Consider the following 19045-nt stretch of genomic DNA (forward strand, 5'->3'; position numbering starts at 1 on the left):
CGCTGCAAAGCAAATACCATATCCGGGGAGCGTTCAAAAAAGCCCTCTCCCTTTTTCCAGCTCATGCCGCACCTGCAATGCTGCAAGCCGATAAACTGCTGCTTCATTTTCCTGCCGCAGTTCGGACAAATCTTGTTGCTGCGGCCCTTCTTCCGGGGCGTGGCCGGAGTTTTCTTTTTGGGCGGCGGGTCCTCTGGAATCCCATGCTCCTGGATGCGGGTTTCATATCGGGGCAGTTTGGAGAGGAACTCCCGGTGTACCTCGTCATAGGGAACCCATATCGCAAGAGATTTTATCTTATCGTAGATTCTGGCGGTGATCTTTTCAGCAGCTTCATCCCCAGGCATTTCCCCGTGTTCCTGGTAATGCTCACAGACGGCCCGGAACATCCATTCTGAAATTTTCGCCTTTTGCTTCTGCCGCAAATCCTTATAGGTTTTGTTTGGCTTGGCCTGCATTTTGTAAGCAAGCGAATGGTGGTTTACCTTCATAAAATGTTTCATCCCTGCTGGTCAATATGCTGAGATTATATGCCGATAGCGGGGACCTGTCAATCGTCTGCTCATAAAATCAGAGCGGGTTAAGAAATTCTTTCTTCAAACGGTCAACCACGTCCAAAATGGTCTTTTGTTGGCTTTCGCTCAAATCGTCCAGATAAAGATAAGAGCGATTTTCCATCCCCAGCATATAGTCCAAGGACGTATTGTAAAGCACCGCCAGTTTGACAAGCTGCTCCACGCTGGGAGTGATGGTATTGCACTCATAGCCGCTGATTGTAGCCCGTGTCACTTCCAGCCGGTCCGCAACATCTGACTGTGAAAGCCTTTTGCCCTCTCGCAGTTCTTTCAGTCGTATTCCAAAATCATAAATAGCCATACCGTCACCCCCTGACTGTGCCTTTATTCTACAAGACGGATAGCAATTTTAACTTATCATTTTTATCTTAATTACGACATTTATAATTGACAGTCTGCCACAGGCAATATAGAATATTCGAGAAACCATCAAAGGGGGAGGTTTTTAGATGGTAGGTACAACCTGCGCCTTCACCGGCCACCGTCCGCATAAATTTCCCTGGAAGGACAATGAGGCGGACCCACGGTGCATAGCGTTGAAAGAAACCCTGGCGAGGCAGATCGCAACGCTGGCCGGGGCCGGGGTGACAGAGTATTTTACCGGAGGCGCGGACGGAACCGACTGCTGGGCGGCGGAGATCGTGCTTGACCTCCGTGAGAAAAATCCCGCGCTGAAACTCCGCTGTGTCCTGCCCTATGGAGGGCAGGCGGACAGGTGGAGTGATTCAGCGCGGGAGCGGTATCATTCTATTCTGAAACAGGCCGATTCGGTTGACTATGTGAGCCGCCAATATTATGACGGCTGTATGATCGACCGGAACCATCGGCTGGTGGAATCAGCTGGCTTGCTGCTGGCGGTTTTCAGTGGAGTGCGGCGCAGCGGCACCGGCGCAACGGTCAACTATGCCCGGAAGTTGGGGCGGGAGATTATCTTGATTGACCCGCTTACCCGGTCTGTGACCCATGAGGGGGGCGGAGCATGAAACGGTTTCCTCTTTTGCTGCTGGTAATACTGCTGTTCATTCTGGCCGGGTGCGGAGCAGATCAACACACGGCCCCGGATAATGAAACCAGGTATTCCTCCAACACATCAGACGAGGACTGCTATCTGTGCGGGGGCGGCATCGAAAGCCTGGTTCCGTCATATTGGGGGCAGGACAATATTGCGCTCATCAGCTTAAATACCTTTGAGATCAAGCCGCTTGAAATCAACCGCTATGACAGACTGAACGGGCAGTTGATTGAAGAATATGCTGGCGTTGTGTCTTTCGGTGGCGGTGGCAGCACGGACGGCGGATTCTCTGCCAGTTTGATGTTAGATTATGACCGGGGGTACGCCACTGGCTCTGTGGACTTTCTCGCCGACAAAACCCTGGACGTGGACAAGGCCGCTTCTTTCTTGTGTGCTGACTGCTTGAATGAGATTTTGCCGCAGAAGGCCAGCCAGTGTTTTGGTGTTGGCGCTATCAACCTTGCTACAAAGGAAATCCAGTTGTTTGAAGAAAACCTTGCCGGGTTTGGCCTGGAAGATTTTTATATCGACTGCAATCTGGCAGAACGCAAGAACGGCGATTCTCGCCAGATGGATATTTTAATTTTTTACTGCCCAATACGGTATGAGGAAACGCCCTGAAAGGGCGTTTCCCTTCCTGCGCGGATGTGCAGGAATGAGCGACCGAAGGGAGCGAAAAGCCACGCCGTCAGGCGTGTTCGACTGGACGCAGAGCGGCCAGTCCGGGGCTTGGGGGGACCCCAACGGGCGTATTGGAAAATCCGAAAAGGATATTCCAATACATTGCTCGCCTACGTTATAGGAACGTTATTACTCAATGCCCCACAACGTATGAGTGTGCCGCAGCGACAATATCGCCAACGCCATTCAGCACAATGGACGGACGGTAGGCATACTCTTTCAAAGTTTCTGGTGTAGAAACGCCGGAAAGTACTAATACAGTGGACATACCGCTCTCCATACCAGAGATTACATCGGTATCCATCCGATCTCCTACCATGACAGCTTCACCGGAGTGGCAGCCCAGCAGCCGCAGGCCAGTCCGCATCATCAGCGGATTGGGTTTGCCGCAGAAATAGGCCCGTGTTCCGGTTGCCATTTCGATAGGAGCGGTCAAAGCGCGGCAGGCCGGTGCAATACCATTTTCAATCGGGCCGGATACATCAGAGTTTGCCCCAATGAGTTTTGCCCCACCCATGACCAAATTCGTTGCCTTTGTCAATGTTTCCATGGAGTAGGTGCGTCCTTCTCCAACCACCACATAGTCAGGGTTCACCTCATTCATGGTGATGTCTGCATCATAAAGTGCGTTGAGAAGTCCGGCTTCTCCGATTGCAAATACAGAGCAGCCGGGAGCCTGTTCCTTCAGAAATGCGGCAGTTGCCAGAGCGCTCGTATAAAAATGATCCTCAGACACATCTAACCCCATACGAGCCAGCTTCTGGTGCAGTTCCTTTGGCGTGTATCCGCTATTATTGGTCAAAAACAAAAATCTCTTGTTTTCTGCCTGGAGCCACTGAATAAATTCCACAACACCCGGAAGGATTTTATTTCCGTGATAAATGACGCCATCCATATCACAGATAAAGCCCTTTTTCGCATTGAAATCAAGTAAACATTTTTCTTCCATATCATGACTGCCTTTCATGTTTATTTTTGCCTGCTGGTCAAAATCTGATTATAAGATGTGTTTGTAAAGTCTACAAGGCTTTTTTTGTGAAATCCATGTAAAGGCTTCTTGCTTATATCAGAATTTTACAAGGATTTTTCAAAACCATGGTAGCAAATATTACATCCAGAGATTATTCTGGATGTGTCCCAGGCGGACAAACACTACTCTTTAGGAGGAAACAGGTAAATATGAGAAAAATCTTTGCTATCGCATTGGCTTTGGCGCTGACAGCCACTTTGTTTGCTGGCTGTTCCGCTACCGCCAAAAACGGAAGCACTGGCCCTGTTCAGACAAACGCAGGCGCGATCAACACGCTGGCGAGCCAGACTGCCTCTGACCAGACCATCAAGGCACCCAAGTATGTGTTCCTGTTCATCGGAGACGGCATGAGCTTTCCCCAGTTCCAGTCCGCGGCGGACTATCTCGGGGCCATGGCCGACAGCGACTATATGCAGGCAGTTCCCAGCCTGGACGACAACCAGGGTGCGGTGCTGGACGGCCCCAAGCCGCTGAATTTCATGGGCTTTGAAACGGTTGGTTCCGTTGTGACCTACGATTCCAACAGCTTCGCTCCCGACTCCGCTTCCACCGCCACCTCTATCGCCACTGGCTACAAGACCTACTCCGGCTCCATCAATGTGGACGAAACAGCCACCAAGGTTTATGAGACGATCACCGAGAAGGTTCACGAGCAGTTGGGGATGAAGGTGGGCATCATCTCCTCTGTCAACCTGAACCACGCCACTCCCGCAGCCTTCTACGCCCACCAAGCCAGCCGCAACAGCTACTACGAGATCGGCCTGGAACTAATCGACTCTGGCTTTGAGTATTTTGCTGGAGGCGGACTGAAAAAGCCCACCGGAGCGGACAAGGACAAGGAGGATCTGTATGCCTTGGCAAAGCAGGCGGGCTACAACGTGGTAAAGACCCAAGCTGAGGCCGATAAGATCACCTCCGGTCCTGTCATCATTATCGACGAGCATCTGGCCGACTCTGATGCCATGGCCTATGAGCTGGACCGGACAGACAAACTGTGGTCCCTGGCCGACTATGTGGAAAAGGGTATTGAGGTTCTGGACAACGACAAGGGCTTCTTCATGATGTGCGAGGGAGGTAAGATCGACTGGGCCTGCCACGCCAATGATGCCGCCTCCACCATTCACGACACCTTGGCCCTAGCCGACGCGGTGCAGGTAGCCATCGACTTTGCCAAGGAACACCCCGATGAGACTCTGATCCTAGTTACCGGTGACCACGAAACCGGCGGTCTGACCATCGGCTTTGCCGGAACCGACTACGACACCTACCTCTCCCTGCTGGACAGCCAGAAAATTTCTTTTGCCAAGTTCGACAGCGATTATGTAGCCGCTTACAAGGAGAACAAGACTGATTTCAACACCGTCCTGGCCGACATAGAGAAGCTGTTCGGCCTGAAAGCAAAGGGTGACACCGGGGACAAGCTGGTACTCACCGAGTACGAGCTGGGCCTGCTGAAAACCGCCTACGAGAAAAGTGTGAACGAAAAGGATACCGGCATGGTCCAGCAGGCGGAGTATGTGGCCTACGGAACCTACGAGCCGTTAAGCGTGACGATTACCCACATTCTCAATAACAAATCCGGTGTATCCTTCACCTCTTATAGCCACACCGGACTGCCGGTCGCCATGTTCGCTGACGGCGTGAACGCCGATCAGTTTGATGGATACTATGACAACACGGAAATCTACGAGAAGCTGGCTACGATGCTGGCGGTAAAATAACCGCTTACCCTCTGCTTTCTCATAGAGAGGCCGCTTCTGCCTGCCGGTAGGAGCGGCCTCGACCCTATCAGAAAGGGACAATCAATTATGAAGCTATTCCCAAGCGCATCCATCCATTATCAGGCCCCGATATGGGCCTGCCTTACCCTGATCGTTGTACTGCTGGTTCTTCCAACGGGCTTTGAGGGAAATCTGGTTTTTCAGGAATCGGACATACGGCCTGCGCTGGTATTGTCTACGGATGAATCCTCCATTGTTGACACCGGGCTTGTGCGTTCCGGGGAACAGCGGTGTCAAGTGAAAATTTTAGGCGGCTCTTTTCAGGGGCAGGTTGCCGAGGGAAGGAATATGCTGAACGGCTCTCTGGAACAGGACAAGCTGTTTTCCACAGGTGACAAAGCCCTGGTGCGCATCAACTTCCTGGATGGGCAAATCCTGAATGTTTCCATGATCGACCACTATCGCACCCCGTGGGAACTTTTGCTCGCGGCACTGTTTATCCTTCTGCTGGTTGTTTTCGCGGGCTGGACCGGTCTGCGGGCGGTACTTTCCTTCATTTTGTCCGTGCTGATGATCTGGAAGGTGTTGGTTCCGCTCTATTTGAAAGGCTGGAATCCCATTTGGGTAGGGCTGGGGATCACTCTGGTGCTAACGGTCTTGATCGTCAGCCTGGTATATGGTTTCGACCGCCGCTGTGCCGCCGCTGTCTCCGGTTCCTTCTTAGGCATTCTGGTCACCTGTGTCATGGGCGTGGTTTTTACGAACCTTTTCCAAATCCACGGAGCGGTTATGTCTTACTCGGAGAGCCTGCTGTATGCCGGATACCAGCATCTGAACCTGACACAAATTTTTATGGCCTCTATTTTTATCGGCGCGTCAGGGGCTGTTATGGACTTGTCCGTGGATATTACCTCCGCTGTCTATGAGGTCGTTCAGAAACAGCCAGCACTCAGCCGCAAAGAGGCAATTCGATCCGGTCTGAATGTGGGCCGGGCCGCTATGGGAACGATGACAACCACATTGCTGCTGGCATACTCCGGCGGGTATGTAGCTTTGCTGATGGTGTTCATGGCCCAGGGAACGCCGCTGACCAATGTCCTCAATTACAAATATGTCGCGGCGGAACTGCTGCATACGGTGATTGGTTCTTTTGGACTGGTGACAGTGGCCCCATTTACGGCTCTGTGCGCCGGAATATTTCTGACCAGTTATGACAGCTTCTCTTTGAAGCAATAGCTGAAGCTGTTCACAGGGCAATATCCAACCGCACAGGCTGGCCGGTGTCGGCTGGCCTTTCATTTTACATAGATTTTACATGACCTTGCTAACAGATTTTACACGCACTTGTTAGAATAAAAACGTGAAACTAAAAGAGAGAGGAAATCAGCTTTATGGATATTTTCAATGTGTTGACTCTTATCGGCGGATTAAGCCTGTTCCTGTTCGGCATGAGCGTTATGGGACAGGCCCTGGAGCGCAGGGCCGGAGGCCAGCTCCGGACGCTTCTGGGGAAGCTGACTGACCGTAAGATCGCCGGACTTCTGACCGGCATGGGCGTTACTGCGGTCATTCAAAGCTCCTCGGCAACTACGGTCATGGTGGTTGGCTTTGTCAACTCCGGAATCATGACCTTGAAGCAGGCCATCAATGTCATTATGGGGGCCAATGTTGGGACCACAGTCACGGCATGGCTGTTGAGTCTGGCTGGGATCGACAGCGGGAACCTGTTTATTAAACTATTGAAACCGTCCTCCTTCACGCCGATTCTGGCGCTCATTGGCATCATCTTTTATATGTTCTGCAAGAACGCGAAGAAAAAGGACACCGGCATGATCCTGCTCGGCTTTGCCACGCTGATGTTCGGCATGGAAACCATGTCCGGGGCCGTTTCCGGCCTGCGGGATGTCCCGGCGTTCCAGCAGATGTTCATCATGTTCAAAAATCCGCTGCTGGGCGTACTGGCGGGCACGATCCTCACGGCCATCATCCAATCCAGTTCTGCTTCCGTGGGCGTTTTGCAGGTATTAGCGGCAACTGGTCAGGTTTCCTACGGCGCTGCGATTCCCATTATCATGGGGCAGAATATCGGCACCTGCGTGACGGCTATGATCTCCTCCGTAGGTGCGAACAAGAACGCAAAGCGGGCCGCTCTTGTCCATCTTTCATTCAATATCATCGGAACGGCGGTCTGGTTGGCGGTGTTCTGCGTTCTAAAGGCGCTGCTGCGGCCTGTCATTCTGGACGAGCCCGCCTCTCGCCTGGGCATCGCCGTGGCCCACTCGGTATTCAATGTCCTGTGTACGCTGCTGATGCTGCCCCTGTCCAGTTTTCTGGAGAAGCTGGTCACCATCCTCGTTCCCGATGATAAGCGGTCGGACGCGGTGGCGGAGCTGGACGAGCGCCTGTTTGCCACTCCGTCTATCGCCCTGGAGCGGTGTCATACGGTGGCGGCGGAGATGGCGGAAACCGCTGTTGCGGCCTTGAAAGACGCAATGGTCTCTCTGCGAAGCTATACCCCGGCGCTGGCCGCATCTATACGGGAAAAAGAGGATAAAACAGACCATTACGAAGATATTTTGGGAACCTATCTTGTGAATCTGAGTACCCGCCAAATCAGCGAAGCCGACAGCCGGGAGGCGGCGAAGCTGCTGAAAATGATTGGCGATTTTGAGCGGATCGCGGACCACGCCGTCAACATCCTGGAATCCGCTGAAGAACTGCGGGACAAGGAGCTCCGTTTTACGGAAGATGCTTCCTCTGATTTGACCGTGGTTTCCGCAGCGGTTCGGGATATTCTGGACTTGTCCCTTAATGCGTTCCTTCACGATGATCTGAACGCTGCCTCTATGGTGGAACCGCTGGAGCAGGTGATCGACCAGTTGAAGGAACAGCTACGGACACGCCATATCCTTCGTATGCAGAAGGGCGACTGCTCTATTGACGCAGGTTTCGCATGGTCTGATCTGTTGACTAGCCTGGAGCGCACGGCGGATCACTGCTCCAACATCGCTGGGTGCGTGATTGATATTGCCCATGGCAATATGGACATCCATCAGTCCCTGCGCGCATTCCGCACTGGCAGCGAGGATTTCCGTCAGCGATTCCAGGAGTATCAGCGCAAGTATGTCCTGAATGGATATTTCGTACAGAAAAGGCAGGAAAAATAAACTTTACAATCACACATAAAACTTTACACAGGTTTTACCAAAGCTGACTTTCGCATTTTACATTCAGGCGGTATTCTTATTCTTGTGGACGGGAGGATAGGCAGGTGGATCGCTGATCCCCCAGGATACACTACAAATCAAACGGGAATAGGAGTTATTTGTCATGAAAAAGAAAACACAGAAATTGATTGGCCTGGTCATGGCTGTTGCCGTGGTTGCGTCTATGCTGGCCGGATGTTCCCAGAAGCTCTCCGGTACGGTGGCTACCGACGGCTCCACCTCTATGGAGAATGTGATCGGGGCGCTGGGCGAGGCGTTCATGGAGCAGAACGACGGCGTGACCTTTACCTACAACCCCACCGGTTCCGGCTCCGGCATCAAGGCTGTCCAGGAGGGCCGCTGTGACATTGGCCTCAGCAGCCGCAATCTGAAGGATGAGGAAACAGCCAGCGGCTTGACGGCCACCGTCCTGGCCTATGACGGCATCGCCGTCATCGTTCACCCGGACAACCCCGTGGCCGACCTGGACGTGGAAACCATCGCCAAGCTCTACACCGGCGAGATCACCAACTGGAAGGATGCAGGCGGCAGCGACGCGGCCGTAGTCCTCATTGGCCGGGAGGCTGGCAGCGGAACGCGGGACGGCTTTGAATCCATTACCGGCACCGAGGATGCCTGCCAGTACCGCCAGGAACTGACCTCTACCGGCGATGTGATTACTGCCGTCTCTCAGAATCCGGACGCTATCGGCTACGCTTCTCTAGCTTCTGTCAGTGACAGCGTAAAGGCCCTTACCGTGGGCGGCGTGGCTCCCACCGAGGACACCGTCAAGGACGGCAGCTACGTGATCCAGCGTCCCTTCGTGCTGGTGACAAAGACCGATGCCAAGCTGTCCGAGGCCGCCCAGGCATTCTTCGATTTCGCAACCTCTGCCGATGCCTCTGACTTTATCAGTAAGGCCGGCGCGGTGGCGGCGAACTGAACCCCTCTCGTGGAGCGGCGGCTTTCTCTGCCGCCGCTCCTACCCATTAGGAGGCTCAATTTATGGGAAAACATCAACGGTTTATAGAAAACCTGATTCACGGGATATTCCTGTTCCTGGGTCTGGTCACGGTGGGCTGTGTCCTGCTTATTACGGTATATCTGATCCTGTCCGGAATCCCTGCTATCCGGCAAATTGGCCTGCTGGACTTCCTGTTGGGAGACACCTGGGAATCCACAGCAAAAGAACCGTCCTTCGGAATTCTGCCTTTTATCTTGACCAGCATCTATGGAACTGCCGGAGCTATTCTCTTTGGCGTACCGGTTGGCTTCTTCACGGCGGTATATCTGGCAAAGCTGGCCCCGCCAAAGGTGAAAGCTGTGGTGGAATCTGCTGTCAGTCTGCTGGCGGGCATCCCCTCGGTGGTCTACGGTCTGGTAGGTATGCTGGTGCTGGTTCCGGGAATACGGCAGCTCTTTCATGTGCCGGACGGGGCCAGTCTGCTGGCGGCGATCATCGTGCTGGCCATTATGATCCTGCCTTCCATTATTAAGGTGTCTGTCACTGCGTTAGAGGCGGTCCCGCAGGAATACGAGGATGCCTCCCTTGCTCTGGGGGCTACACCCATCGAAACCTACTTCCGCGTATCCGCTCCGGCAGCAAAAAGCGGCATAGCGGCGGCGGTAGTACTGGGGGTGGGCCGGGCTATCGGAGAGGCTATGGCGGTGATGATGGTGTCCGGCAATGTGCCTAATATGCCGTCCCTGTTCCAGAGCGTCCGTTTTCTCACCACGGCAGTCGCCAGCGAGATGGCCTATTCCAGCGGATTGCAGCGGCAGGCCCTGTTCTCTATTGCCCTGGTTCTCTACCTATTCGTGCTGCTGCTCAATGCCGCGCTGAATTTCTTCCTGAAACGCAAAAAGGAGGGCTGACCATGCAAAGCAACTGGATCACGACCAAACGGAAGGGTTACATTGGCCTGATGAGGGGCTTGATGGCACTGTCCACAGCTCTGACCTGTGGAACTGCCCTGTTCCTGATTGGATATGTTCTGATAAAGGGACTCCCCAGTATTACCTGGGAACTGCTCTCCACAAAACCAAGCTATCTGGCGGGAACGATTGGCATTTTGCCGGATATTTTGAACACAGTCTATATCATCGTAGCTACGCTGCTGATTGTACTTCCCCTGGGAGTGGGTGCGGCCATCTATCTGACAGAGTATGCCTCCAGCCAGAGGTTGGTGACGGTCATTGAGTACGCGGCAGAAACCCTGTCCGGCATTCCGTCCATTATCTTCGGGCTGGTAGGGATGCTGATTTTCGCCAACAGCTTCGGTTCCTGTCTGCTGGCCGGGGCATTGACACTGGTTATTATGAACCTGCCTACTGTCATGCGTACCGCACAGGAGAGCTTGAAAACCGTGCCGCAGAGCTACCGAGAAGGGGCTTTCGGCCTGGGAGCCGGAAAATGGCGGGTCGTTCGGACGGTAGTACTCCCTGGCTGTGTGGATGGGGTAATCACTGGCTGTATCCTGTCGGCGGGCCGCATTTTGGGGGAATCGGCGGCGCTGTTATTTACAGCGGGATTCGCTCATGTTCTGAACGGCTTTCTCAGCGGCCTGGGCAGTCCGGGAGCCACCCTTACTGTGGCGTTGTACCTCTACACCAAGGAGCCGGGGCCGGGTGGCGCACAGGCATCCTTTGCTATCGCCGCGATTCTGATGGCACTGACGCTGACCATCAATTTTGCCGCAGTCCTGGTTGGCCGGATCTTCAAAAAAAGGAGAGCGTTATGAGCAGTATTGTTACCGCAAAGGATTTGTGCCTGTGGTATGGGACGGCCCAGGCACTGAACAATATCAATATTGAAATTCCGGAGAAGAACATTACCGCCTTTATCGGTCCCTCCGGGTGTGGGAAGTCCACCTTTCTGAAAACACTGAACCGGATGAACGATTTAATTCCTGGCGTGAAGATCACCGGCGAGGTGCGCTATGGGGAGCAGGATGTATACGCCTCTGGCCTGGATGTGAACTTGCTGCGGAAGGAGATCGGCATGGTGTTCCAGAAGCCCAATCCCTTCCCCATGAGTATCTATGACAACATCGCCTACGGTCCCCGGACCCATGGTGTCCGCAACAAGGCCAAACTGGACGATATTGTGGAGCGCTCCCTCCGGGGGGCGGCAATCTGGGACGAGGTGAAGGACCGACTGAAAAAGAACGCCCTGGGCCTCTCCGGAGGCCAGCAGCAGCGGCTTTGTATCGCCCGCGCCCTGGCTGTGGAGCCGAAGGTGCTGCTGATGGACGAACCCACCAGCGCCCTGGACCCCATTTCCACTTCCAAAATCGAGGAGCTGGCGATGGGCCTGAAGGAGCAATATACCATCATCATCGTGACACACAATATGCAGCAGGCCGCCCGCATTTCGGACTATACCGCCTTTTTCCTGCTGGGGGAATTGATTGAGTACGGTGAGACAGAAAAGCTGTTCTCCCGGCCGGAGTGCCAGAAAACGGAGGACTATATCACAGGGAGGTTTGGATAATGCGGAGCAAATTTGACGAGCAGCTTGCCCTGATGAAAAATGAACTGATTCAAATGGGCGCACTGTGCGAGGAGGCGATCTCCCTGGCGGCAAAGGCTCTGACCGAGGGGGACAAGACCCTGGCGGAGAAGGTCGGGCCGCTGGACGGGGAGATCGACCAGATGGAGCGGGATATTGAGAGCCTGTGTTTGAAGCTACTGCTCCAGCAGCAGCCGGTGGCCCGTGACCTGCGGCAGATTTCCGCCGCGCTGAAAATTATCACGGATATGGAGCGCATCGGGGATCAGGCGTCCGATATTGCGGAGATCATTCTGGCCATGCTGTCAGAGGGCTATGTCCCGGAAGATGTGGGCCATATCCGCGAAATGGCGCAGGAGACAATCAAAATGGTCACAGAGAGCGTGGATTCATACGTCCAGCAGGATATAGAGCGGGCCAGAGCCGTGATTGCTCACGATGACACCATTGACCGCTATTTTACACAGGTCAAAGCTGTGCTGATTCAAAAAATCGCGGAGGCGCCCGCAGTCGGGGAGCACGCGCTTGACCTGCTGATGATCGACAAATACCTGGAGCGCATTGGTGACCATGCTGTCAATATTGCAGAGTGGGTTATCTTCTCCATTACCGGGAATAAGAACGGGCAGGCACATTGATGGTAAGGAGTGTCTGTGGTATGATAATCTCGCTCGGAAAGGGGGAAAGAACATGATTTTTTGCGTAGAAGATGATGAAAGCATCCAGAGCCTTGAACTCTATGCGTTACGAAGCGCGGGATTCGAGGTCAGGGGTTTTGTGGATGGCGATTCTTTCTTGGAGGCGATTCGCACAGAAATACCCCAGCTTGTTATTTTGGATGTCATGCTGCCCGGAAAAAGCGGTGTTGAATTGCTGAAGCTGATGAAGGAATCCAGTGCGACCCGTGAGATCGCGGTCATCATGGCAACGGCAAAGGGAGCAGAGTACGATAAGATTCAGAGCCTGGACCTGGGGGCGGACGATTATCTGGTCAAGCCCTTCGGCATGATGGAGATGGTATCACGGGTCAAAGCGGTACTGCGCCGGTGTCACCCCAGGCAGAATCCAGAGATCCTGGCTGCAAACGATCTGGTGATCGATCTGGCGGAGCATACCGTCATGGCGGGCGGTGAGCGGGTTTCCCTCACCTATAAAGAATTTGAATTGCTACGCCTGTTTATGTCCTCCCCCGGTGTTGCGTTCACCAGAGAAAAACTCCTGACCAGCATCTGGGATTCGGACTATTCCGGTGAAACCAGGACTGTGGATATGCACATCCGTACCCTGCGGCAGAAGCTGGGAAGTTATGGAGCAATGATTGAAACGATTCGTAATGTCGGCTACCGGCTGGAGGTAAAACCATGACCAAAAGAATCTTTCGGTCCATCCTGTGTGTAGCGGCGGCGGTACTGCTGGCAAACCTCGTCATTGTCATGGGATGTTTGTATGACTACTTCGGTTCCGTTCAAGAGGCGCAGTTAAAAGACGAACTGCGGCTTGCGGCTTATGCGGTGGAGGAAAACGGACAGGACTATTTAGAACACCTGTCAGAACGCGATTACCGCTACACCTGGACCCCGGACTACCGCCTGACCTGGATTGCGTCTGATGGCACAGTCCTTTTCGACACGCTGGATTCCGCAGAAAATATGGAAAACCACGGAGATCGCATTGAGGTTCGGGAAGCATTTGCGAAAGGTGAAAGCAGCAGCATCCGTTACTCCACCACACTCACAGAGCGGACGCTCTACTATGCCAGGGCATTGAATAACGGAACTGTGCTGCGCATCTCCATCCGGCAGGTGACGGTATTGGCGCTGGTTCTGGTTATGCTCCAGCCTATTCTGCTGGTAGCGATTCTTGCAGTCATTCTCTCTGCTGTCCTTGCAAATTGGATGTCCAAGAAAATCGTCCAGCCCCTTAATTCACTGGACCTGGATCATCCGCTGGAGAATAACGCCTACGAAGAATTAGCGCCCCTTCTCAGCCGCATCCATCAGCAGCGTCAGCAGATTGCCGCACAACTTCACAGCTTGAAAAAGCAGACAGATGAATTTGCACAAGTGACCAGTCACATGAAAGAGGGTCTGGTTCTTCTTGACAATGCAGGAAAAATTCTAAGCATCAATCCAGCGGCACAGCAAGTTTTTGGAGTGGAAACATCCTGCAATGGACAGGATTTTCTGACCATAGATCGAAGCCGTGATCTGCACTTCGCCATACAAACAGCAGTATCCGAAGGACACAGTGAGGTTAGGTCGGAGCGAAACGGGCGGGAGTTTCAATTTGACATCAGCCGGATCGAATCGGAGGAGGCCTTTGTTGGAACGGTGCTGTTGGCCTTTGATGTGACGGAACAGGCATTTGCGGAGCGGAATCGCCGGGAATTTACCGCAAACGTATCCCATGAGCTGAAAACGCCGCTGCAATCCATCCTGGGCAGTGCGGAACTGTTAAAAAGCGGGATGGTCAAACAAGACGATATTCCCCATTTTTCCGGCCTTATCCACACAGAAGCCGCACGGCTGGTAACATTGGTAGAGGATATTATTCACCTCTCTCAACTTGACGAAGGCATGGTTTTACCCCAGGAGAGCGTGGGCCTCTTTGAAGTAGCAAAAAATGTGACAGACACCCTTAGCGATACTGCCGCGCAGAAGTGTGTTAATGTCTTGGTTTCAGGTGAGAATATCTGCATAAATGGTGTGCGCAGTTTTTTATATGAAATGATCTTTAACCTCTGTGATAATGCCATTAAGTACAATGTTGAGGGCGGAACTGTAAAGATCGTTGTCTCTAACAATGTAAAAGGTGCATCAATTACAGTAAAAGACACCGGAATTGGTATCCCGCCGGAGTACCAGTCCAGGGTGTTTGAACGGTTCTTCCGAGTGGACAAGAGCCGCTCAAAAGCGTCCGGCGGAACCGGGCTAGGTCTTTCGATTGTTAAACATATTGCACAATATCACAACGCAACAATCAACCTATGCAGTCAGGTTGGGGAAGGAACTACAATTACTATTGTATTTCCCCCAACTTGAAAAACAACCGTTCAAGTGTGGCCAGCAGAGGTAAGATTGTTCTTGTCCTGCTGGCTTATTTAATGATCTTCATTATTTCCCTCTTGAAGCCCAAGTAACTGTTCTGCAAGAAAGTCCAGCATATTAAGCAACACCATTTGATTAGCACGACTGCAAGCCCTAAACTTTCCAAGGAAACGGTTGATTTCTTCCTCATTTTCGTCTGGCTCTACATTGAACAGGTTACTTGTTGTAAGGCCCAAGCGATTTACAATCGGAAAAAGAATCCCATAGGACGGATTAACACTCCCGTGTTCAATGCCTTGAATCATCTTGATCGAAACGCCGGTTTGGTCAGAAAGTTCTTGCTGTGTTAGTTTGTAAGCCTTTCTTGCCTGTTGGACCCGGTTGCCCAAATATGTGCGAATATCCATCGGCATAGTTTATCACCTCGGATATATTCTATCTTACCGATTTTCATATTTACATTCCCGAATAGCTCCTATTTAATAGGTAAAATCTTACTCTTTATATGAAATAGTGAACCCCTGTTGAGTGGCCATAAAAAAACGGCTCTCACAGCAGGGGCTTATCGTGCATCCACCTGTGATTAGTCCGTTGGAGGAAATCATGGGTGCTTTTCTTGTTTACAACAGATTTGGTGATTCACCAAAAAAATTGTTGTCCCCCATGAGGATTACCCTAGAATAAAAACCGCAAAATTTGACCTTTTTAGAACGTGTTATCCTGCTGATAATCCGGCAGGGAGACAAACCGCCAGAGAGTATAGGAAGCTCTCTGGCGGTTTCTTTTGTCGGTTTAGATCGAAATACGCTTGCATCCTCCGGTGCCGTGGGCCTCCACGAAAATCTGAAAGTCCATCACATTTAGATTTTCGGAGGGAGCGCAATGCAAAAAATTCGAGTGTCTAAAATTTCCTCTACAAACTTTGGGGAATGGGACAAAAGCTGTCCCATAAGTTTTTTAGCATCTCCCCAGGAGCATCGAAGGGGGGTGAGCGCATGAGCAGTCCGAGCGAACGGCGGCAGGAGTTGTTAGAGGTACTGTGCCGCAGAAGGCACGATACATACGACAATCTGGCCTTTGAGTTCAATGTTTCCAGAAGAACGATTCGCCGTGATATAGCGATACTCATGTGCTCTTACCCCATTGAGACTTCCAGAGGATACGGTGGAGGCGTAAGGGTTGCGGATGGATATTATCTCCATCGCAGAACCCTTAACAAAAAGCAGGTCGCATTACTTATTAGGCTGCGAGTTCAGCTTGATGGAGACGATTTGAATACGCTCAACAGCATCCTTCGCCTTTTTGCTCCTTAACGCATATCCCCCAGCACCTTGACAAACAGCGGGACAAGCTCCCGTTCATATTCAGTATGTAAGTGCTGCATCCTGCATCAGCCGTTCAATCGCAAAGACTACCTGCGGGCCAGGGCCGGAGGAAAGGAGGTGATCCCTTCCGCTCTCTGCCCGTCAAAACGATAACATCAAAGGTACGAGCGACACCTGGGCGGCTGCCCGGCGCTGGCAACGCCGCAGACGCGGGATGCACCGCAAACACCCGTATCGCAGGGTAAAAGGGAGATGCTGGGGGAACGGCCTGGGCAGCTTAGTCACCTGCCGCCACCGTCTGCTGGCACTGCGCCGCCACGCCAAAGGCGGGCTTGCATACTCCCGTGCCGGGGGAGAGCAGTAAGGCGGTCATGCCGCCCGATAATACGGCACATATTTTTCTGAAAGGGTATTCCAGGGAACCCGCGCCGGTCACATTTCCTCACAGAATGAGGACACAGCCAGGACCGGCGCGGCCCTTCCCGCCCACCGGATGAAAGACCTGGAGCCATAGGCCAACTGCGGCCCCAGGTGTTCCATCCGGTAAGGATGAACGATAACAGGCCGAGGCCAGGGAGGTGAAAATATGCTTGTTCCAATCAGTGAGATCAAGATCAACGCCGGACGGCGGGAGGCAGACCCGGAGGGAGTGCAGGAATTGGTGGACAGTATTTCCAAGGTGGGCTTGCTCAACCCCATCACCATTGACCGGGAGCATACGCTGATCGCCGGATTGCACCGGCTGGAAGCGGCAAAACTGCTGTGCTGGACGGAGATTGAGTGTAATGTCAGCAGTTTGGAGGGCTTACTGGCAGAGCTGGCGGAGGTTGACGAAAATGTGGTCAGAAAGGGCTTATCCGCCGTGGAGTACAGTGATCTGCTTCTGCGCCGGAAAGAGATTTATGAAGCTCTCCACCCGGAGACAAAGCATGGTGGTGACCGCAAGAGCGAAAAAATCAAAAGTGCAAAATGCACATTTGATTCTGAAAAATCTTTTGTAGATGATACGGCTGAAAAATTAGGTGTGGACCCCAGCACCATTAGACGCCAGATTCAAACCGCAAAAAATCTGACTTCCGAGGCAAAAGACATTATCCGGGACACCGGAACCAAAATCACGAAGAAGGATGCTTTGAAGCTGTCCCGGCTGGGACCGGAGCAGCAGAAGGACGCAGCCAGCCAGTTAGCGGCGGGGGAAATCAAATCCATGGGCGAGTACCATCCCGCCCCGGCAGAGCCGGAAGAACCGCCGCCCCCGGAACCGGAATCGCCGCCAGCGGCTCCGACTGTACCCTCTGTTCCCTACTCTCTGGGCGATAAGCATTATGCCAGCATAGAGGAATCCATAGCCGACCTCAAAAACCCCAATAAAGATTGCAGCTATAACCCGGACACGCTGCTGGCAGATATTGACGGCTTTGTAGACACCTTCCACAAGAATTTCGCGTGGTATAGCGACCCCTTCTGCACAGTCGTTTTCCCAGACATATCTCCGGTGCAATTTGATTTTGTACGTCAGCGTTTTGCGACCATTTCCTCCGCCATGGAGGATTTATTGAATTTAATGGAAAGGAATATGAACAAATGAGCTATCGGAAAAAGCGCAGTTCCTCCAAAAAGGAACCCCTGGAGCAGCAGACCACCATCCCCGAAGTAAAGTACCATAACCCCGGCGTGAGCCGTGATCTCTCCACCGCCAAGCTGACCTCCGGCCTGCCCTATCAGCGGCCTGTGGAGACGGAGGATGTGGACAAGCTGATCGCCAAGTGGAACCCTTGCCTGCTGACCCCCATTGTGGTCAGCTTCCGGGACGGCAATTTCAATGTGGTGGACGGACAGCACCGGATCGCCGCGATGCGGAGGATGGCGGGCGGCGGGGATGTGATCGTCCCTTGCATCATCTACACCGGCCTGACCTATGAGCAGGAGGCCGAACTGTACTATATGCTGGACCGGACCAGAGGGAAACTGCGGCTGGGCCACGCTACCAAGGCTCTGGTGGAATCCGGCGCGGATGCGGAGATCATTGATGTGAAACAGCGGATAGAGGACGCTGGCTTTACCTGGGCGCTGGACCGGCCCACCGGGGAACCATTTGAAATTGCTACCACCCGCGCCGTCATCAACGCTTACCGGCTCCTGGGCGGCGCGGCCTTCTCCCGGATGCTGGGTTTGATTGCCGGAGCGTGGCATGGAACCCCCAGCTCTCTCAAAGGGTCCATCTTCTCCGGCATGGCGCTGTTTGTCAAGACCTATGAGACGGAGCTGGTGGACCAGACGTTTATCAAGCGGCTGTCTGCCGTTGACCCGGATGAGATTATACGGCGGGGCAAGGTGGACTTCTCCACTAATAAAGCCGCCCTGCGGTTTGCCCGTGTCATTCTCAGTAAGTACAACGGCCACCAGCGCGGAGGCCGAAAGCTGCCCTACCGCTTTAAGGGCTGATACATCACAAATCGCCGCAGGCTGGGAACAGTCTGCGGCGGCTCGCTGCCGGCTGTCTGGAATGGGGACAAGCCGCGCAAGCATAGTTTAGACCAGAGGGGAGGAAGTACATGGAACAGCCAATTTATACCGAGGAACAGGTCAGAGCCATGCAGAATGTGGACATTCGGACGGTGGACCCCGCCGGACTGCGGGATATTCGGGATGTGAAGGTCAATACCGACCTGCCCAAGCGGGAGCGGATTCTGGATTTCATCCGGCAAATCGGCAACCCCTACTGCTACCGTCACGGGAAATATGTGGTGAAGGTCAGCTTCACCGACACGGACGTGACCCTGGAGGACCGGATGCTCTCCTACATACGCTCAAAATGCTGACAGGAAACTTTTTTGCAAAACACTCTGGACATTAGCCGGAAGTTATGTTAATGTGATAGACAACAGGACAAACCGGCGCTCCCCTGGTTGCTAAAGTGTTTTGCTGATTGACTTT

20 protein-coding genes are annotated in these 19045 nt (G+C 53.0%); 16 read left to right on the forward strand and 4 right to left on the reverse strand.

What is annotated here, in order from left to right; all coding sequences use genetic code 11:
* Positions 1 to 458 (reverse strand): hypothetical protein (locus C816_RS21030; protein ID WP_371254437.1); only part of this gene is annotated, 458 nt, incomplete at its 3' end.
* Positions 459 to 570: 112 nt separating this feature from the next.
* Positions 571 to 876, reverse strand: coding sequence for a helix-turn-helix domain-containing protein (locus tag C816_RS21035; RefSeq protein ID WP_016324437.1), 306 nt, complete (start codon positions 874 to 876; stop codon positions 571 to 573).
* 148 nt (positions 877 to 1024) lie between these two features.
* Here C816_RS21035 and C816_RS21040 point away from each other — a divergent pair, with 148 nt between their 5' ends.
* Positions 1025 to 1558 (forward strand): SLOG family protein, encoded by a 534-nt coding sequence (locus tag C816_RS21040; RefSeq protein WP_016324438.1) that lies wholly within the window; start codon positions 1025 to 1027, stop codon positions 1556 to 1558.
* Positions 1555 to 2208 (forward strand): hypothetical protein, encoded by a 654-nt coding sequence (locus tag C816_RS21045; RefSeq protein WP_016324439.1) that lies wholly within the window; start codon positions 1555 to 1557, stop codon positions 2206 to 2208. The genes C816_RS21040 and C816_RS21045 overlap by 4 nt, the downstream gene beginning before the upstream one ends.
* 193 nt (positions 2209 to 2401) lie before the next feature.
* Here the strand turns inward: C816_RS21045 and C816_RS21050 are convergent, their stop codons facing one another.
* The gene (locus C816_RS21050; protein ID WP_016324440.1) at positions 2402 to 3217 is read right to left on the reverse strand and encodes an HAD-IIA family hydrolase; all 816 of its coding nucleotides are present in this window, start codon (positions 3215 to 3217) and stop codon (positions 2402 to 2404) included.
* A gap of 230 nt (positions 3218 to 3447) precedes the next feature.
* Between C816_RS21050 and C816_RS21055 the strand changes: the two genes are divergently transcribed.
* From C816_RS21055 to C816_RS21100, 10 genes are all read left to right on the forward strand, one after another.
* The gene (locus C816_RS21055) at positions 3448 to 5019 is read left to right on the forward strand and encodes an alkaline phosphatase (RefSeq protein ID WP_016324441.1); all 1572 of its coding nucleotides are present in this window, start codon (positions 3448 to 3450) and stop codon (positions 5017 to 5019) included.
* A gap of 87 nt (positions 5020 to 5106) precedes the next feature.
* On the forward strand, positions 5107 to 6255 hold the full coding sequence (locus C816_RS21060) for a YibE/F family protein (RefSeq protein ID WP_016324442.1): 1149 nt from the start codon (positions 5107 to 5109) through the stop codon (positions 6253 to 6255).
* Positions 6256 to 6410: 155 nt separating this feature from the next.
* Positions 6411 to 8186, forward strand: a complete 1776-nt coding sequence (locus tag C816_RS21065; protein ID WP_016324443.1) for a Na/Pi cotransporter family protein — start codon at positions 6411 to 6413, stop codon at positions 8184 to 8186.
* A 163-nt stretch (positions 8187 to 8349) separates the two neighbouring features.
* Positions 8350 to 9168, forward strand: coding sequence for a phosphate ABC transporter substrate-binding protein (locus C816_RS21070; protein WP_016324444.1), 819 nt, complete (start codon positions 8350 to 8352; stop codon positions 9166 to 9168).
* Positions 9169 to 9230: 62 nt separating this feature from the next.
* On the forward strand, positions 9231 to 10100 hold the full coding sequence (gene pstC, locus C816_RS21075; protein WP_016324445.1) for a phosphate ABC transporter permease subunit PstC: 870 nt from the start codon (positions 9231 to 9233) through the stop codon (positions 10098 to 10100).
* 2 nt (positions 10101 to 10102) lie between these two features.
* Positions 10103 to 10966, forward strand: a complete 864-nt coding sequence (pstA, locus tag C816_RS21080; RefSeq protein WP_016324446.1) for a phosphate ABC transporter permease PstA — start codon at positions 10103 to 10105, stop codon at positions 10964 to 10966.
* Positions 10963 to 11718: a phosphate ABC transporter ATP-binding protein PstB gene (gene pstB / locus C816_RS21085; RefSeq protein WP_016324447.1), complete on the forward strand. Its 756-nt coding sequence runs from the start codon at positions 10963 to 10965 to the stop codon at positions 11716 to 11718. The genes pstA and pstB overlap by 4 nt, the downstream gene beginning before the upstream one ends.
* Positions 11718 to 12374: a phosphate signaling complex protein PhoU gene (phoU, locus tag C816_RS21090; protein WP_016324448.1), complete on the forward strand. Its 657-nt coding sequence runs from the start codon at positions 11718 to 11720 to the stop codon at positions 12372 to 12374. Before pstB ends, phoU begins: the two co-directional genes overlap by 1 nt.
* 52 nt (positions 12375 to 12426) lie before the next feature.
* Entirely contained in the window at positions 12427 to 13101 is a 675-nt protein-coding gene (locus tag C816_RS21095) for a winged helix-turn-helix domain-containing protein (RefSeq protein WP_016324449.1), read from the forward strand.
* A complete protein-coding gene (locus C816_RS21100) occupies positions 13098 to 14777 on the forward strand; it encodes a sensor histidine kinase (protein ID WP_016324450.1) in 1680 nt (559 codons plus the stop codon). The genes C816_RS21095 and C816_RS21100 overlap by 4 nt, the downstream gene beginning before the upstream one ends.
* A 59-nt stretch (positions 14778 to 14836) precedes the next feature.
* Here the strand turns inward: C816_RS21100 and C816_RS21105 are convergent, their stop codons facing one another.
* Positions 14837 to 15196 (reverse strand): helix-turn-helix domain-containing protein, encoded by a 360-nt coding sequence (locus tag C816_RS21105; protein WP_016324451.1) that lies wholly within the window; start codon positions 15194 to 15196, stop codon positions 14837 to 14839.
* Positions 15197 to 15778: 582 nt separating this feature from the next.
* Between C816_RS21105 and C816_RS21110 the strand changes: the two genes are divergently transcribed.
* From C816_RS21110 to C816_RS21125, 4 genes are all read left to right on the forward strand, one after another.
* A complete protein-coding gene (locus tag C816_RS21110; RefSeq protein ID WP_040656484.1) occupies positions 15779 to 16096 on the forward strand; it encodes an HTH domain-containing protein in 318 nt (105 codons plus the stop codon).
* 598 nt (positions 16097 to 16694) lie between these two features.
* Positions 16695 to 17696 carry a ParB/RepB/Spo0J family partition protein gene (locus tag C816_RS21115; protein ID WP_016324452.1) on the forward strand — a complete coding sequence of 334 codons (1002 nt, stop codon included), beginning with the start codon at positions 16695 to 16697 and terminating at the stop codon, positions 17694 to 17696.
* Positions 17693 to 18553, forward strand: coding sequence for a DUF6551 family protein (locus C816_RS21120; protein WP_016324453.1), 861 nt, complete (start codon positions 17693 to 17695; stop codon positions 18551 to 18553). Before C816_RS21115 ends, C816_RS21120 begins: the two co-directional genes overlap by 4 nt.
* Before the next feature lie 110 nt (positions 18554 to 18663).
* Complete coding sequence (locus C816_RS21125) at positions 18664 to 18930, forward strand: DUF6870 family protein (protein WP_016324454.1); 267 nt, start codon at positions 18664 to 18666, stop codon at positions 18928 to 18930.
* The last annotated feature ends 115 nt before the right edge of the window (positions 18931 to 19045 follow it).

It is taken from the genome of Oscillibacter sp. 1-3 (assembly GCF_000403435.2).
In the GTDB taxonomy this organism is placed as follows: Bacteria; Bacillota; Clostridia; order Oscillospirales; family Oscillospiraceae; genus Oscillibacter.

Excerpts from the sequence above, each read along its gene's own strand:
- C816_RS21035 (WP_016324437.1), bottom strand. The coding sequence starts at position 876 with ATGGCTATTTATGATTTTGGAATACGACTGAAAGAACTGCGAGAGGGC.
- C816_RS21040 (WP_016324438.1), top strand. The coding sequence starts at position 1,025 with ATGGTAGGTACAACCTGCGCCTTCACCGGCCACCGTCCGCATAAATTT.
- C816_RS21045 (WP_016324439.1), top strand. The coding sequence starts at position 1,555 with ATGAAACGGTTTCCTCTTTTGCTGCTGGTAATACTGCTGTTCATTCTG.
- C816_RS21050 (WP_016324440.1), bottom strand. The coding sequence starts at position 3,217 with ATGGAAGAAAAATGTTTACTTGATTTCAATGCGAAAAAGGGCTTTATC.
- C816_RS21055 (WP_016324441.1), top strand. The coding sequence starts at position 3,448 with ATGAGAAAAATCTTTGCTATCGCATTGGCTTTGGCGCTGACAGCCACT.
- C816_RS21060 (WP_016324442.1), top strand. The coding sequence starts at position 5,107 with ATGAAGCTATTCCCAAGCGCATCCATCCATTATCAGGCCCCGATATGG.
- C816_RS21065 (WP_016324443.1), top strand. The coding sequence starts at position 6,411 with ATGGATATTTTCAATGTGTTGACTCTTATCGGCGGATTAAGCCTGTTC.
- C816_RS21070 (WP_016324444.1), top strand. The coding sequence starts at position 8,350 with ATGAAAAAGAAAACACAGAAATTGATTGGCCTGGTCATGGCTGTTGCC.
- pstC (WP_016324445.1), top strand. The coding sequence starts at position 9,231 with ATGGGAAAACATCAACGGTTTATAGAAAACCTGATTCACGGGATATTC.
- pstA (WP_016324446.1), top strand. The coding sequence starts at position 10,103 with ATGCAAAGCAACTGGATCACGACCAAACGGAAGGGTTACATTGGCCTG.
- pstB (WP_016324447.1), top strand. The coding sequence starts at position 10,963 with ATGAGCAGTATTGTTACCGCAAAGGATTTGTGCCTGTGGTATGGGACG.
- phoU (WP_016324448.1), top strand. The coding sequence starts at position 11,718 with ATGCGGAGCAAATTTGACGAGCAGCTTGCCCTGATGAAAAATGAACTG.
- C816_RS21095 (WP_016324449.1), top strand. The coding sequence starts at position 12,427 with ATGATTTTTTGCGTAGAAGATGATGAAAGCATCCAGAGCCTTGAACTC.
- C816_RS21100 (WP_016324450.1), top strand. The coding sequence starts at position 13,098 with ATGACCAAAAGAATCTTTCGGTCCATCCTGTGTGTAGCGGCGGCGGTA.
- C816_RS21105 (WP_016324451.1), bottom strand. The coding sequence starts at position 15,196 with ATGCCGATGGATATTCGCACATATTTGGGCAACCGGGTCCAACAGGCA.
- C816_RS21110 (WP_040656484.1), top strand. The coding sequence starts at position 15,779 with ATGAGCAGTCCGAGCGAACGGCGGCAGGAGTTGTTAGAGGTACTGTGC.
- C816_RS21115 (WP_016324452.1), top strand. The coding sequence starts at position 16,695 with ATGCTTGTTCCAATCAGTGAGATCAAGATCAACGCCGGACGGCGGGAG.
- C816_RS21120 (WP_016324453.1), top strand. The coding sequence starts at position 17,693 with ATGAGCTATCGGAAAAAGCGCAGTTCCTCCAAAAAGGAACCCCTGGAG.
- C816_RS21125 (WP_016324454.1), top strand. The coding sequence starts at position 18,664 with ATGGAACAGCCAATTTATACCGAGGAACAGGTCAGAGCCATGCAGAAT.